Source organism: Microbacterium sp. NPDC058345 (assembly GCF_042723855.1).
In the GTDB taxonomy this organism is placed as follows: domain Bacteria; phylum Actinomycetota; class Actinomycetes; order Actinomycetales; family Microbacteriaceae; genus Microbacterium.
In genome coordinates this window covers 324428-337885 of sequence record NZ_JBHXIG010000001.1, presented here as the reverse complement: position 1 = coordinate 337885, position 13458 = coordinate 324428, and the positions used below count along the sequence as shown (strand labels likewise).

Here is a 13458-nt window from a genome sequence, read left to right as displayed (position 1 = left end):
TGGCAGATATGGCCCTCTTCTCCCGCCGCAAGAAGTCCGTCGACCCGCAGGATGCCGGTCGATCCGTCGACCAGCAGCCCGCGGAGGACGCGGTCGAGCAGCCGGCCGCCGTGACGGGGGTGCCCGCGGAGCCTGCAGAGCCGGCGCCGAATGTCGGCATCTCGGTGCAGGCGTTCCGCGGCGTCGGCGCCGAGGCCGGCCCCGAGGTGAGCCTGCCCGTCGAGCCCTCGCAGAACGACCCCGCGGCTCCATCGCGGCCGGTCGCGCGCGCCACGCCGACGACTCCCAGCGCGCCCGCCGACCCGGCTGCCGCGCCGGCGAGCGTGCCCGCCGAGCCCGCCGCCGCGCCCCGGCTGCCGCTCGCCGCGGCCCTGCCGCCCGAGCAGACCCACTCGGTCGAGGGGCTCGACGACAACGTGCTGCTGCGCGAGGCGCTCGCGCAGCTCGAAGACGGCGCGACCAACGAGCAGCTGCTCGGCGTGATGCGCCAGTCGCTGCAGGGGCACCTGTATCTGCGCGTGCACGGCGACGCGCGCGAGCAGATCACCGAGGGCAAGCCCCTGTCGGTCGGCGTCATCCGCGACGGCGACCGCTCCTTCATGCTCGCCTACAGCTCGGGGGCCGCACTGCGCGCCTCGGTGCACGGCCAAGACGACGCGGCGGCGACCTCGGCCATCGCGCAGCCGGTTGCCTCGGTGTACCGCCAGGTCGTCTCGGGCGGCTTCACCGGCATCGTCATCGACAACGCCTCGAGCCCGCACCGCGCCGTGTTCCCTGCCGAGCTGCTGCAGAAGGCGCTCGAGCAGGGTGACGACGACACACAGCTCAAGGGGCTCCTCGCCGCTCCCCGCGACGAGGCGACACCCGCGCGCGTGGCCGAGGTGCTCGCCAAGAAGCGCACCTGGGTCGCCGTGAACGACGCGGGTAACGGCCAGCCGGTCGGCATCGCCGAGGCGCGCAGCGCCGACGGGCGCCGGTACCTGCAGCTGTTCTCGCACCCGCTCGAGGTGGTCGTGCTCGGACGCAAGGACCAGCCGATGCCCTTCCCTCCCGAACAGCTCGCCAAGGTGCTGCGCAGCCATCCCGACATCGCCGGCGTGCTGATCGACGTCGCCGGCCCGTCGATCGCGGTCGAACGCGAGGCGCTCACACCGGTCATGGTACTGGCGGTCGACCTCGACGCCGAGTAGCGCGGCGCTCTTCCCCCGAACGTCTTTGGACCCTTTCCGGGCGTGAGCCCCAGCGCATAGGGTCGGAGCATGGCCTCTGAGCGCGTGACACTGACCGTCGCCGACCCTGAAGGAGATCGCGACGTCGATCTGTCGAGCCCGAACCGGGCCGTCTGGCCCGACGCCGACGGCGGGCCGATCACCAAGGCGGAGCTGGCGGAGTACGCGCAGCGGGTGGCCGGCCCCTTCCTCAACGCGAACGGCAATCGACCCGTCTCGCTGCAGAGGTTCCGCGGAGGCATCGGCGGCGAGGAGTTCTTCTCGAAGAACCCGCCGAAGGGAACGCCGGATTACGTGGACGCCGTCACGGTGACCTACAACAGCGGCCGAAGGCATCCGCAGATCGTCCTCAACCGGCCGAGCGCGATCGTCTGGGCCGTGCAGATGAACACCGTCGTGTTCCACCCCTGGTCGTCGCTCGCGACCGACACCGACAACCCGATCGAACTGCGCATCGACCTCGACCCGCAGCCCGGCACCGGCTTCGCGGAGGCCGTCGTCGCCGCGCACGGACTGCGCGAGGTGCTTCGCGAAGCGGGACTCGAGCCGTTCATCAAGACCAGCGGCAACCGGGGACTGCACGTGTTCTGCCCCATCGAACCGACGCACGAGTTCCTCGACGTGCGTCACGCGGTGATCGCCGCCGGCCGCGAACTCGAACGGAGGATGCCGGAGCAGGTCACCACCCGCTGGTGGAAGGAGGAGCGCGGAGAGCGCATCTTCGTCGACTTCAATCAGGCGAACCGCGACCGCACCATGGCGGGCGCCTACAGTCCGCGCGCGCTGCCGAATGCCCCCGTGGCCACGCCGCTGCTCTGGGACGAGCTCGACGACGTCGATCCGGCGGCGTTCACCGTGCGCACCATCCCGAAGCGACTCGAAGAGATCGGCGATCCGTGGGACGGGATCCAGGCGAACCCGGGGCGCATCGACACCTTGCTTCAGTGGTGGGAGCGAGACCTCGAGAACGGACTGGGGGAGATGCCGTTCCCTCCGGAGTTCCCGAAGATGCCGGGCGAGCCGCCCCGGGTGCAGCCCAGCAAGAAGGTCGCCGCGAACTGGGACGACGAGGGCAACCGCATCGACGACTGACCTGCCGGTTCAGGTCAGCACATCGCCGAGATCGTAGCCGGCGACGGTGTCGAGCTGCGCGTAGGTGCAGGAGGCGGCATCCCGATCGGGTCGCCAGCGTTCGAACTGCACCGTGTGCCGGAAGCGGGCGCCTTCGAGCTGGTCGTAGCGCACCTCGAGCACCCGCTCCGGGCGCAGCCGGACGAACGACACGTCCTTCGCGCCGGAGAACCGCGAGCGCTCACTCTCGCCGGTGACGGCCTCGCCCGACTCGTCGCGTTCGACCAGCGGTGCAAGCTCGTCCACGAGCTTCTGCCGCATGGCGTCACTCCAGGCGGCCACGCCGCCGACCTGACGCAGCACTCCGGAATCGTCGTACAGTCCGACCAGCAGCGATCCCACCCCCGAGCCGCTCTTGTGCACCCGGTAGCCGACCGCCACGACATCCGCCGTGCGGGCGTGCTTCACCTTGATGAGGGTCCGCTTGCCGGGAGCGTACGGATCGTCGAGAGGCTTGGCCACGACGCCGTCGAGGCCCGCACCCTCGAACTCGGCCAGCCAGCGACGGGCGAGATCCGCATCCTCGGTGGTGCGCGTGAGGTGCAGCGGATGCCGCGCATCCGCGAGCATCCGCTCGAGTCGCGACCGGCGCTCGCGGAACGGATGCTGCTGCAGGTCGTCGTCGCCTTCGGCCAGCAGATCGAAGGCGATGAACATGGCCGGGGTCTCGACGGCGAGCTTCGCGACTCGGGATGCGGCCGGGTGAATGCGCTGACTGAGCGCCTCCCAATCCAGGCGCTGCGCGCCCTGCGGCCCGGTGGCCACGACGATCTCACCGTCCAGCAGGCACGGGCCAGGGAGGATGGCGGGAAGCTGTTCGACCAGTTCGGGAAAGTACCGGGTCAGCGGCTTCGCTCCGCGAGATCCGATCTCGAGCGTCTGACCATCCCAGGCGATCAGGCCGCGGAAGCCGTCCCACTTCGGCTCGTACAGCATCGGTTTGTCGGCCGGAGCCGGCACGCTCGCGGCGGCTTTGGCGAGCATCGGCGCGGGAATCGTGTACATGGCGTCCATCCTGCCCCGATTCCGGCGCCACGCCCATCCCCGCCCTTGTCACCGGGAGCCGTCCGTTTCGCGTCAGGCGACGTCGAGGAATGTCACTATTGAGTCATGTCGATGCAGCACGTGGAAGCGGTGAGCGACGTCTCCGCGACCCCGCGCTTGTCGACCCTGGATCGTTGGCTGCCCGTCTGGATCGGGCTCGCCATGATCGGCGGTCTGCTGCTCGGACGGTTCGTTCCGGGAGTCGCCGATCTTCTCGCCGGTCTCGAGGTCGGCGGAATCTCCGTCCCGATCGCCCTCGGCCTGCTGGTGATGATGTACCCGGTTCTCGCCAAGGTCCGCTACGACAAAGTCACCGCGGTCACCGGTGACAAGAGACTGCTGATCTCATCACTGGTGCTGAACTGGCTGGTGGGACCTGCGTTGATGTTCGTTCTCGCCTGGACGTTCCTGCCGGATCTGCCCGAGTACCGCACCGGGCTCATTCTGGTCGGGCTCGCGCGCTGCATCGCCATGGTGGTGATCTGGAACGATCTCGCCTGCGGCGATCGCGAGGCGGCCGCAGTGCTCGTCGCGATCAACTCCGTCTTTCAGGTGGTCGCGTTCTCGCTGCTCGGCTGGTTCTACCTCACGGTGCTGCCTGGCTGGCTGGGACTGCACACCGAGGGACTCGAGATCTCCGTCTGGCAGATCACGCTCAACGTGTTGATCTTCCTCGGCGTCCCGCTGGCCGCGGGGTTCGCGTCCCGTCACCTCGGGGAGCGGCGCAGGGGAAGGGTGTGGTACGAGGCGGAGTTCCTTCCGCGCGTCGGTCCATGGGCACTGTACGGTCTGCTCTTCACGATCGTGCTGCTGTTCGCGCTGCAGGGCGATCAGATCGCGCAGCATCCGTGGGATGTCGTCCGCATCGCGGTGCCGCTGCTGGTGTACTTCGCGATCATGTGGTGCACGGGGCTGCTGGCGGGCAGGGCGCTCGGGCTGAACTATGCGCGATCGACGACCCTGGCCTTCACCGCGGCGGGCAACAACTTCGAACTCGCGATCGCCGTGGCGATCGGCACGTTCGGCGCGGCATCCGGGCAAGCTCTCGCCGGTGTCGTCGGACCTCTCATCGAGGTTCCCGTGCTCGTCGGACTGGTCTACGTCTCGCTCTGGGCGGCGCGTCGCTGGTTCGGCACTGATCCGCGTGCCGCGGGAAGGATGTCACCATGACCGAGACTGCCAAGCCCTCCGTGCTCTTCGTCTGCGTGCACAACGCGGGCCGCTCGCAGATGGCCGCCGGATACCTTCGCAGCATCGCCGGCGAGCGCATCGAGGTCCGCTCCGCGGGGTCCATGCCCGCCGACCGGATCAACCCCGTGGCCGTCGAGGCGATGGCCGAGGTGGGGATCGACATCACCGCCGAGCAGCCCAAGGTGCTCACGGCGGACGCCGTGCAGGCGTCTGACGTCGTCATCACGATGGGCTGCGGCGACGCCTGTCCGTTCTACCCCGGGAAGCGTTACGAGGACTGGAAGCTCGACGATCCCGCCGGTCAGGGCATCGACGCGGTGCGCCCGATCCGCGACGACATCCGCGCCCGCGTCGAGCGACTGGTGAGCGATCTGCTCTGAGCCCCGCCGGCGGAGATCGTGCGCCGTGCGGCGGCCGGGCGTGGGATCCTTGAAGGGATGAACGAAGTCCAGGGGCCGACCCCCGCAGGAACCTCCCGCCCGTACCGATCCCTCGCCGAAGCGCTGCGCGCGCACCGCATCGCCGAGGAGAACCACGCCTTCATCTCCGCGATCGTCGATGCCGTCGGTGTCTCCGCCTTCATCGACCGCGGCCGCTACATCGAGGCCCTGCGCCGTGGCGACGGCGCGCCACTGCACATCGGCCGCACCTACACGAACGGGTTCACCGAGGACGAGCAGATCGTGCTGCCCTCGGGGCCGCTTCGGCTGAAGCCCAGCGAGGGCCGTGCACCGTACTTCTACGTCACGCACCCCAGCGAGCTGCCCGGAGTGGCCGCGGTGAAGCGCTCGGCGAACAGCCGCACCTCGACGAAGCCGAAGGCCGAGCCGCGCACGCCACGCGTCACCAAAGTCGCCGAGCGCGATTACGGCGTCTGCGACGTGTGCTTCATGGTGCGGGGTCCCTCGGGCGCCTGCGGCTGCGACTGATCGCGCGTAGCGCCCTTCACGACCGCAGGCGCATTCAGGCGATTCGTTCCAGCTCGTCGGGCGTTCCCGACATGATGACCGCGGCGTGTTCGGTGATCTTCTCGACCGGCCAGTCCCACCAGCGCACGTCGAGTAGACGCCGCACGTCCTCGTCTTCGAACCGCCTGCGCACCTGCCTCGTGGGGTTTCCGGCGACGATCTCGTACGGTCCCACGTCTTTGGTGACGACGGAGCCGGCGCCGACCACGGCCCCGTCCCCGATCCGCACTCCGGGCAGGATGGTCGCCTCCCGCCCGATCCACACGTCGTTGCCCACGATGGTGTCGCCGGGCTGTTCGATCGCCAGGAACGCGTCGAGGGTCCTCTCCGCCCACTCACCGCCGAACATCGTGAACGGGTAGGTCGACGGCCCTGCCATCGGGTGGTTGCCGCCCGGCATCAGGAACACGGCACCGGGGGCGATCGCGGTGAACCGGCCGATCACCAGCCGCTGAGGCCCGTAGAGGTACTTGACATTGGCCTGCTCGAAGGGCGCTCGAACGCCCTCATCGTCGTAATAGGTGAAGTCGCCCACCTCGATGAGCGGCGAGCGGATCTCGTTCTTGAGGAAGGTGACGTTCGTGAGGTCGGCTCGGGTCGTCGGATGCTTCTCGTTCGGGTCGGGGATGCGGTGCATCGGTTCTCCTTCGTGGATGCGATGAGTTGCGCCGCGGGCACGGCCGCGGAGCGCGGGCGGCGCTCCGGACTCGTGCCCGCGAGCATCACTCGTGTGTCTGTCCGAGGGGCGTCACCCACTGCACGAGTTGGTAGACGACACCGTTGGGATCGCCCATCTGAAAGTAGCGCTCTCCCCACGGCTCCGTCTCGATCGGCGTGATGATCTGCACCCCCTGCTGCTGCAGACGGGCATACTCCGCGTCGATATTCCCGACGGTGAACACGACGAGCAGCCCGCTGGCGTGACCTGCCATCGTCTCAGGCTTGAACGTCGGCAGGCCGACGCGCAAGTAGATGAGGGTGACCCCGGCATCCGGGTGGGACAGCGAGCAGAATCCATCGGCTTCCATCGCGACCTGGAAACCGAGATGGGACTGGACCCACCTGGCCGAAGCCTCGACGTCGGCGACGTTGAGTGAGATGGCTGATCCGGTGATGTGCATGCAGATCCTTCCGCTGTTTCTACTACGTACGACGTATAATGTAACGCGTACAGCGAAAGAGTGCAAGGATGGAGACATGACCGCCAATCGCACCGGATCGGGGGAGCCCAGCGTCACCCTTCGTCTGTTGTGGGGTACTCCCGCTGAGACCGCTCCTCGCAAGGGTCCCGCTCGGTCGGTCGCGGTGCCGCAGATCGTGGACGCCGCACTCGCGCTCGCCGACGAGGACGGGCTGGCCGCCCTGACGATGCGCGCCGTGGCGCAGCGCGTCGGCATCTCGCCCATGTCGGTGTACACCTACGTGCCGGGCAAGCCCGAACTGCTCGACCTCATGGTCGATGCGCTCTACGCGCGGTCGGAACGCCGCGAATGGCGCGCGGAGTCGTGGCGCGAGCGGCTGACGGCGGTCGCGGAGGCGAATCGGACGCTGCTGACCGAGCATCCGTGGATGACCGAGGTCGCCGCGCTCAGCCGTCCGCCGCTCGGGCCCGGTCTGATGGCGAAGTACGAACACGAACTGGCAGCCTTCGACGACACGGGGCTTGCGGATGTCGACATCGATGCCTCGTTGACGTTCCTGCTGGGATTCGTCCAGTCACACTGTCGGGCCGCGCACGATGCTCATCGGGCGACCACGGACTCGGCGATGAGCGACGCCGACTGGTGGGCGGCGAATCAGCCGATTCTCGAGCATGCGCTCGACGCCGCGGCGTATCCGAGGGCGGTGCGAATCGGAGCGTCCGCGGGAGAGGCGCAGAACGCAGCCTGGAGCGAGACGCGGTCCTGGGAGTTCGGACTCGCGCGCGTCCTCGACGCGCTGGCGTTGCTCATCGAACCGCGCGCGCCCTTCGGGGTCGCGGAGCGCTGATCACGTGAACGCGCTCATGCCCGTGATGTCACGGCCCAGCAGCAGGGCCTGCACGCTCTCGGTGCCCTCGTAGGTGTGGATCGCCTCGATGTCGGCCATGTGCTGCATCACGCCGTTCTCGAGCAGGATCCCGTTGCCGCCAAGCAGATCGCGCGCCGTCGCGGCGACGCGCCGGGCCGCACGGGTGTTGTGGAACTTCGCCAGCGACGCCTGGGTCGGCCGCAGCTGACCCGACTGCTCGAGGTCGGCCAGCCGCCGGCAGTACAGCTGCATCGCCGTCAGGTCTTCGAGCATGTGCGTGAGACGCTCCTGCACCATCTGGAACTTCGCCAGCGGCTTGCCGAACTGCACGCGCTGCAGCGAGTACGACAGCGCCGCCTCGTAGCAGGCGGTCGCGTGCCCGAGTGCCGACCAGGCGACGCCCGACCGCGTCGAGTACAGCACGACCGACGCGTCCTTGAAGCTCTTCGCGCCCGGCAGCACGGCGTCGGCGGGCACGCGCACGTCGTCGAGGCGGATGTGCGCCTGATGGATGCCGCGCAGCGACGCCTTCCCCTCGATGACGGTGCCCTGATATCCGGGCTGCTCCTGCTCGACGAGGAAGCACCTCACCGCGCCATGGTCTTCGGCGCCCTCATCGTCGACCCGCGCCCAGACGAACGTGATGCCACCGGATGCGCCGTTGCCGATCCACTTCTTGGCTCCGCGCAGCACCCATCCGTCGGCATCCCGTCTGGCGCTCGTCTCGAGCGAGACCGAGTCCGAGCCGTGATCGGGTTCCGTGAGGGCGAAGGAGGCCAGCACCGAGACCTCGGCGACGGGCTTCAGCCAGCGTCGCTGCTGTTCCGGGCTGCCGAACAGAGCGAGCGTGCGCAGCGCGAGGCCGCCCTGCACGGCGAGGATCGTGCCGAGCGAGCCGTCCCCGCGCGAGATCTCCATGTTCACCAGGCCGGCGGCCAGCGGTGAGATGCGCGTCAGCTCGGGGTGGTCGATGCCGTCGACGACGAGGTCGTACTCGCCCAGCCTGCGGGCGGCCTCCAGCGGGTACTCGGCCCGGTCCCAGGCCGAGATCATCCGCGGGGCGACCTCGTCGACGTACTCCTTCGCACGGGTCCACACGGCACGGTCGGCATCCGGGATGTCTGCGAACACCCCGTAGTAGTCGCTGTCCAGCCGCGAGGTGACCCCGTAGCGCTCGACGCTCTCGCCGGGGAAGGATGCGCTGCTCATGGCGGCACTCTACTCCGAATGCGAACCGAGTCCCATATCGCCTGGGACTCGGTTTCACGTCTCGGTCAGCTCGGCCTGCACTCTCCTCGAGATCTCGGCGATCGGCATGCTCCGGGGGAAGACGGCGACGACCACGTCGTCGGACGCGGCCGGCGACGATTCGGGCAGCACGCCGTAGCGCCGGCGCACATCGTCGAGCGCGGTGCGCAGCGTGGACAGCGGCACGCGCTTGCCGCGCAGCAGCTGGCGCAGCACGTGATTGTGCACCGCCGTCACGAGTGCCGAGAACCCGACCGCGTCGACCGGTGCGATGCCGGGAAGCGCCTCGCGCAGGTACTCGTCGAAGAGACGCTCGTAGCGGAACACCGTCACGATCTCACGCTCACGCAGCACCGGCACGTCGCGCACGATCTGATACCGATGCCGTGCCATCTCGGGATCGCGGGCGAAGTACCCGAAGACTCGCTCCGACGCTTCGCACACCGCCGCCCACGGATCGTCGTGCGGCTCGTCGAGGAACGAGCGCAGCTCGTCGAGCAGCGTCTCGTGATCGGTGAACACCACGTCCTCCTTGCCGCCGAACTGGCGGAAGAAGGTCGACCGCGACACACCGGCCGCCTTGGCGATCTGCTCCACGGAGGTCTGCTCGAACCCATGCCGGGAGAACAGATCGAGGGCGGCCGCGACGACGGCGGTGCGGGCGCGGGACACGTCGGCGTGCTCGGTCATAGCAGAGAAGCCTAGCTGTCCGCCGTCCGGCGGCGGGCGGCTGTGACGGACAGGGGGAGGGGCCGTCAGCCCGCGGTGGTCAGCGGTAGTAGGCTGGTGAATCGGGTCGAATCTTATCGACACCCGACAGAACTGTCGCGTCCCAACCGCCGCAACCAGCGAAGGACAGCACGTGGATCTCTACGAGTACCAGGCACGAGACCTTTTCGAAAGCTACGGAGTGCCGGTTCTCGCCGGTATCGTCGCCGACACCCCTGAGGAGGTGAAGGCAGCGGCCGAGAAGATCGGTGGCGTGGTCGTCGTCAAGGCGCAGGTCAAGACCGGCGGACGCGGCAAGGCCGGCGGCGTCAAGGTCGCCAAGACCCCGGATGAGGCGTACGAGGCCGCGAAGGCGATCCTCGGTCTCGACATCAAGGGGCACGTCGTCAAGCGCGTGATGGTCGCCCAGGGCGCCCGCATCGCCGAGGAGTTCTACTTCTCGGTGCTGCTCGACCGCGCCAACCGTTCGTACCTGAGCCTGTGCTCGGTCGAGGGCGGCATGGAGATCGAGCAGCTCGCCGTCGAGAAGCCCGAGGCGCTCGCCCGCGTCGAGGTGAACCCGCTGACCGGCATCGACAAGGCCAAGGCGGTCGAGATCGCCCGCGAGGCGAACTTCCCCGAAGACCTCATCGAGAAGGTGTCGGACGTGTTCGTCAAGCTCTTCGAGGTGTACAAGGGCGAGGACGCCACCCTCGTCGAGGTGAACCCGCTCGTGCGCACCGAGGAGGGCGACATCATCGCCCTCGACGGCAAGGTGTCGCTCGACGACAACGGCAGCGAGGTGCGCCACCCCGAGCACGAAGAGCTCGAGGACAAGGCGGCCGCCGACCCGCTCGAGGCGAAGGCCAAGGCATCCGGCCTCAACTACGTCAAGCTCGACGGAGAGGTCGGCATCATCGGCAACGGCGCGGGTCTGGTCATGTCGACCCTCGACGTCGTCGCCTACGCCGGAGAGAACCACGGCGGCGTGAAGCCGGCGAACTTCCTCGACATCGGCGGCGGCGCGAACGCGCAGGTCATGGCCGGCGGCCTCGACGTCATCCTCGGCGACGAGCAGGTCAAGAGCGTGTTCGTGAACGTCTTCGGCGGCATCACGTCGTGCGTCGCGGTCGCCGAGGGCATCGTGAAGGCGCTCGAGATCCTCGGCGACTCGGCCACCAAGCCGCTCGTCGTGCGTCTCGACGGCAACCAGGTCGAAGAGGGCCGCGCGATCCTCGCCGAGGCGAACCACCCGCTGGTCACCCTCGCGGCAGGCATGGACGAGGGCGCCGACAAGGCCGCCGAGCTGGCGAACGCCTGAGCCCCGACTGAGACTGAAGGAACGAGAGAAATGTCGATCTACCTCAACAAGGACTCCAAGGTCATCGTCCAGGGCATCACCGGCGGCGAGGGCACCAAGCACACCGCGCTGATGCTGAAGGCGGGCACGAACATCGTCGGCGGCGTCAACGCCCGCAAGGCCGGCACCACCGTCACGCACGAGAAGCCGCACGAGGGCGAGGTCGAGCTGCCGGTCTTCGGGTCGGTCGCCGAGGCGATGGAGAAGACCGGCGCCGACGTGTCGGTCGCCTTCGTGCCGCCGAAGTTCGCCAAGGACGCGATGATCGAGGCCATCGACGCCGAGATCCCGCTGCTCGTGGTGATCACCGAGGGCATCCCCGTGGGCGACAGCGCCGAGGCCTGGGCCTACGCGAAGTCCAAGGGCAACAAGACCCGCATCATCGGGCCGAACTGCCCCGGCATCATCACCCCGGGCGAGGCGCTCGCCGGGATCACGCCGGCGAACATCACCGGCAAGGGACCGATCGGCCTCGTGTCGAAGTCGGGCACCCTGACCTACCAGATGATGTTCGAGCTGCGCGACCTGGGCTTCTCGACCGCGATCGGCATCGGCGGCGACCCGGTGATCGGCACGACGCACATCGACGCGCTCGCCGCGTTCGAGGCCGACCCCGACACCAAGGCCATCGTCATGATCGGTGAGATCGGCGGCGACGCCGAGGAGCGCGCGGCCGACTACATCAAGGAGAACGTCACGAAGCCCGTCGTCGGGTACGTCGCGGGCTTCACCGCCCCCGAGGGCAAGACCATGGGCCACGCCGGCGCCATCGTCTCGGGCTCGGCCGGCACCGCACAGGCCAAGAAGGAGGCCCTCGAGGCCGCCGGCGTCAAGGTCGGCAAGACCCCGAGCGAGACCGCCGCGCTGATGCGCGACCTCATCGCCGGGCTCTGATCCGCTAAGCTGTTCACGAAGGCCCCGGGCTCCACCCCGGGGCCTTCGTCATGTCCGGGAGCCGCCGGACCCTGAGGACAGAGGAGGGGCGGATGCTGTGCAGCATCCGCCCCTCCTGCGTGCAGGTCAGAGACCGGCGCCGAACAGCATCTCGATCGGCCCGCGCGCGAAGAAGATCAGGAAGCCGACGCCGACGACCCACAGCAGGGGGCTGATCCTGCGGGCCTGGCCGGAGAGCGCGTGGATGATCACCCAGCTCACGAAGCCCGCGCCGATGCCGTTCGCGATGGAGTAGGTCAGCGGCATCACCGTGACGGTGAGGAACACGGGAAGCAGCACCCGGAAGTCGCCGAAGTCGATGTGACGAATCTGCGCCATCATCATCGCGCCCACGATGATCAGGGCGGCGGCCGCGATCTCGGTCGGCACGATCGAGGTGAGCGGAGTGAGGAACATCGCGATCAGGAACACGATGCCGGTGACGACGTTCGCCAGGCCCGTGCGCGCGCCCTCGCCGATTCCGGAACCCGACTCGATGAACACGGTGCTCGACGACGACGAGGTGGCACCACCGGCGATCGCGCCGACGCCCTCGACGATCAGCGCCGACTTGATGCGCGGGAAGTCGCCGTTCTCATCGGCGAGGTCGGCCTCCTTGGCGAGCCCGGTCATGGTGCCCATCGCGTCGAAGAAGTTCGTGAAGAGCAGCGTGAAGACGATCATCACCAGGGCCACGGCGCCGACCTTGCTCAGGTCGAACGTGAAGTCGACCTGACCGACGAGGCCGAGGTCGGGCAGGCTCACGGGCGAGCCGTTCAGCGCCGGGACGGTCAGGCCCCAGCCACCGGGGTTCACCACGTTGCCCTCGGCGTCGAAGCCGCGAGCGCCGATGTGCCAGATGGCTTCGACGATGACCGCGAGCACGGTGCCGGTGATGAGGCCGATGAGCATCCCGCCCTTGACCCGCAGCGCGACGAGGATGCCGGTGAGCACGAGCGTGACGACGAACAGCAGGGTGGGCACCGTGGCGACGGAGCCGTTCACGCCCAGGCCGACCGGGGGAGAGGATGCGCCGGTCGCCGTGACGAAGCCGGAGTTGATGAAGCCGATGAAGGCGATGAACAGACCGATGCCGACCGTGATCGCGATCTTCAGCTGGAACGGCACAGCGTCGAAGATGGCCTTGCGCAGCCCGGTGGCGGCCAGCAGCACGATGATCGCACCGTTGATCATCACCAGCGCCATCGCCTCGGGCCAGGTGACCTGCCCGACCACGCTGAACGCCACGAAGGCGTTGATGCCCAGTCCCGCGGCGAAGGCGAACGGCAGGCGGGTGACCAGTCCGAACAGGATGGTCATCACGCCGGCGGTGAGTGCGGTCGCAGCCCCCACCTGACCGAAGTCGAGGACGTCGCCGGCGACGTCGGGCGTGCCGGACAGGATGATCGGGTTCAGGATCACGATGTAGGCCATCGTGACGAACGTCACCAGGCCTCCGCGGATCTCGGCGCCGAAGCTGGAGCCGCGCTTGGTGATCTCGAAGAAACGGTCGACCGCGTTCCGCGGCTCGGTGTCGGGTCGCGCTTCGCGCGCAGGGGCAGCAGGGCCAGTTGTCATCGGGGGAACCTCCGCAGAAAACCTATCGTGTCGTCCGGCGCCCGTGCGCGCCGATGCG

At 68.6% G+C, this 13458-nt stretch carries 14 protein-coding genes; 8 read left to right on the top strand and 6 right to left on the bottom strand.

Annotation, left to right across the window (positions count from 1 at the left end; all coding sequences use genetic code 11):
- Nucleotides 1-8: 8 nt before the first annotated feature.
- Nucleotides 9-1190, top strand: coding sequence for an SseB family protein (locus ACFWH5_RS01780; protein WP_378831088.1), 1182 nt, complete (start codon nucleotides 9-11; stop codon nucleotides 1188-1190).
- Nucleotides 1191-1259: 69 nt separating this feature from the next.
- The gene (ligD, locus tag ACFWH5_RS01775; protein WP_378831087.1) at nucleotides 1260-2321 is read left to right on the top strand and encodes a non-homologous end-joining DNA ligase; all 1062 of its coding nucleotides are present in this window, start codon (nucleotides 1260-1262) and stop codon (nucleotides 2319-2321) included.
- Between the two features lie 9 nt (nucleotides 2322-2330).
- Here ligD and ACFWH5_RS01770 read toward each other — a convergent pair whose 3' ends face one another.
- Nucleotides 2331-3365 (bottom strand): ATP-dependent DNA ligase, encoded by a 1035-nt coding sequence (locus ACFWH5_RS01770; protein WP_378831085.1) that lies wholly within the window; start codon nucleotides 3363-3365, stop codon nucleotides 2331-2333.
- 111 nt (nucleotides 3366-3476) lie between these two features.
- Here ACFWH5_RS01770 and arsB point away from each other — a divergent pair, with 111 nt between their 5' ends.
- From arsB to ACFWH5_RS01755, 3 genes are read left to right on the top strand one after another with little or no spacing between them, the layout of a single operon-like run.
- On the top strand, nucleotides 3477-4574 hold the full coding sequence (gene arsB, locus ACFWH5_RS01765) for an ACR3 family arsenite efflux transporter (protein ID WP_378833502.1): 1098 nt from the start codon (nucleotides 3477-3479) through the stop codon (nucleotides 4572-4574).
- Nucleotides 4571-4975, top strand: coding sequence for an arsenate reductase ArsC (locus ACFWH5_RS01760; protein WP_378831082.1), 405 nt, complete (start codon nucleotides 4571-4573; stop codon nucleotides 4973-4975). Before arsB ends, ACFWH5_RS01760 begins: the two co-directional genes overlap by 4 nt.
- A 57-nt stretch (nucleotides 4976-5032) precedes the next feature.
- On the top strand, nucleotides 5033-5524 hold the full coding sequence (locus ACFWH5_RS01755; RefSeq protein WP_378831081.1) for a hypothetical protein: 492 nt from the start codon (nucleotides 5033-5035) through the stop codon (nucleotides 5522-5524).
- A 34-nt stretch (nucleotides 5525-5558) separates the two neighbouring features.
- Here the strand turns inward: ACFWH5_RS01755 and ACFWH5_RS01750 are convergent, their stop codons facing one another.
- Together ACFWH5_RS01750 and ACFWH5_RS01745 are read right to left on the bottom strand one after the other, a co-directional pair.
- Nucleotides 5559-6200, bottom strand: a complete 642-nt coding sequence (locus ACFWH5_RS01750) for a CatB-related O-acetyltransferase (RefSeq protein WP_378831079.1) — start codon at nucleotides 6198-6200, stop codon at nucleotides 5559-5561.
- Nucleotides 6201-6285: 85 nt separating this feature from the next.
- Nucleotides 6286-6684 (bottom strand): VOC family protein, encoded by a 399-nt coding sequence (locus ACFWH5_RS01745; protein ID WP_378831077.1) that lies wholly within the window; start codon nucleotides 6682-6684, stop codon nucleotides 6286-6288.
- A 76-nt stretch (nucleotides 6685-6760) separates the two neighbouring features.
- On the opposite strand from ACFWH5_RS01745, the gene ACFWH5_RS01740 reads away from it, so the two are divergent.
- On the top strand, nucleotides 6761-7552 hold the full coding sequence (locus ACFWH5_RS01740) for a TetR/AcrR family transcriptional regulator (protein WP_378831074.1): 792 nt from the start codon (nucleotides 6761-6763) through the stop codon (nucleotides 7550-7552).
- Here the strand turns inward: ACFWH5_RS01740 and ACFWH5_RS01735 are convergent, their stop codons facing one another.
- Both ACFWH5_RS01735 and ACFWH5_RS01730 read right to left on the bottom strand, forming a co-directional pair.
- Nucleotides 7553-8782: an acyl-CoA dehydrogenase family protein gene (locus tag ACFWH5_RS01735; protein ID WP_378831072.1), complete on the bottom strand. Its 1230-nt coding sequence runs from the start codon at nucleotides 8780-8782 to the stop codon at nucleotides 7553-7555.
- Nucleotides 8783-8836: 54 nt separating this feature from the next.
- Nucleotides 8837-9511, bottom strand: a complete 675-nt coding sequence (locus tag ACFWH5_RS01730; RefSeq protein ID WP_378831070.1) for a TetR/AcrR family transcriptional regulator — start codon at nucleotides 9509-9511, stop codon at nucleotides 8837-8839.
- A 172-nt stretch (nucleotides 9512-9683) separates the two neighbouring features.
- On the opposite strand from ACFWH5_RS01730, the gene sucC reads away from it, so the two are divergent.
- Together sucC and sucD are read left to right on the top strand one after the other, a co-directional pair.
- A complete protein-coding gene (gene sucC / locus ACFWH5_RS01725; protein WP_378831068.1) occupies nucleotides 9684-10850 on the top strand; it encodes an ADP-forming succinate--CoA ligase subunit beta in 1167 nt (388 codons plus the stop codon).
- A gap of 30 nt (nucleotides 10851-10880) precedes the next feature.
- Nucleotides 10881-11783, top strand: a complete 903-nt coding sequence (sucD, locus tag ACFWH5_RS01720) for a succinate--CoA ligase subunit alpha (RefSeq protein WP_378831066.1) — start codon at nucleotides 10881-10883, stop codon at nucleotides 11781-11783.
- Nucleotides 11784-11909: 126 nt separating this feature from the next.
- Here sucD and ACFWH5_RS01715 read toward each other — a convergent pair whose 3' ends face one another.
- A complete protein-coding gene (locus ACFWH5_RS01715) occupies nucleotides 11910-13400 on the bottom strand; it encodes an NCS2 family permease (protein WP_378831063.1) in 1491 nt (496 codons plus the stop codon).
- Between the last annotated feature and the right edge of the window lie 58 nt (nucleotides 13401-13458).

Excerpts from the sequence above, each read along its gene's own strand:
- ACFWH5_RS01780 (WP_378831088.1), top strand. The coding sequence starts at position 9 with ATGGCCCTCTTCTCCCGCCGCAAGAAGTCCGTCGACCCGCAGGATGCC.
- ligD (WP_378831087.1), top strand. The coding sequence starts at position 1,260 with ATGGCCTCTGAGCGCGTGACACTGACCGTCGCCGACCCTGAAGGAGAT.
- ACFWH5_RS01770 (WP_378831085.1), bottom strand. The coding sequence starts at position 3,365 with ATGTACACGATTCCCGCGCCGATGCTCGCCAAAGCCGCCGCGAGCGTG.
- arsB (WP_378833502.1), top strand. The coding sequence starts at position 3,477 with ATGCAGCACGTGGAAGCGGTGAGCGACGTCTCCGCGACCCCGCGCTTG.
- ACFWH5_RS01760 (WP_378831082.1), top strand. The coding sequence starts at position 4,571 with ATGACCGAGACTGCCAAGCCCTCCGTGCTCTTCGTCTGCGTGCACAAC.
- ACFWH5_RS01755 (WP_378831081.1), top strand. The coding sequence starts at position 5,033 with ATGAACGAAGTCCAGGGGCCGACCCCCGCAGGAACCTCCCGCCCGTAC.
- ACFWH5_RS01750 (WP_378831079.1), bottom strand. The coding sequence starts at position 6,200 with ATGCACCGCATCCCCGACCCGAACGAGAAGCATCCGACGACCCGAGCC.
- ACFWH5_RS01745 (WP_378831077.1), bottom strand. The coding sequence starts at position 6,684 with ATGCACATCACCGGATCAGCCATCTCACTCAACGTCGCCGACGTCGAG.
- ACFWH5_RS01740 (WP_378831074.1), top strand. The coding sequence starts at position 6,761 with ATGACCGCCAATCGCACCGGATCGGGGGAGCCCAGCGTCACCCTTCGT.
- ACFWH5_RS01735 (WP_378831072.1), bottom strand. The coding sequence starts at position 8,782 with ATGAGCAGCGCATCCTTCCCCGGCGAGAGCGTCGAGCGCTACGGGGTC.
- ACFWH5_RS01730 (WP_378831070.1), bottom strand. The coding sequence starts at position 9,511 with ATGACCGAGCACGCCGACGTGTCCCGCGCCCGCACCGCCGTCGTCGCG.
- sucD (WP_378831066.1), top strand. The coding sequence starts at position 10,881 with ATGTCGATCTACCTCAACAAGGACTCCAAGGTCATCGTCCAGGGCATC.
- ACFWH5_RS01715 (WP_378831063.1), bottom strand. The coding sequence starts at position 13,400 with ATGACAACTGGCCCTGCTGCCCCTGCGCGCGAAGCGCGACCCGACACC.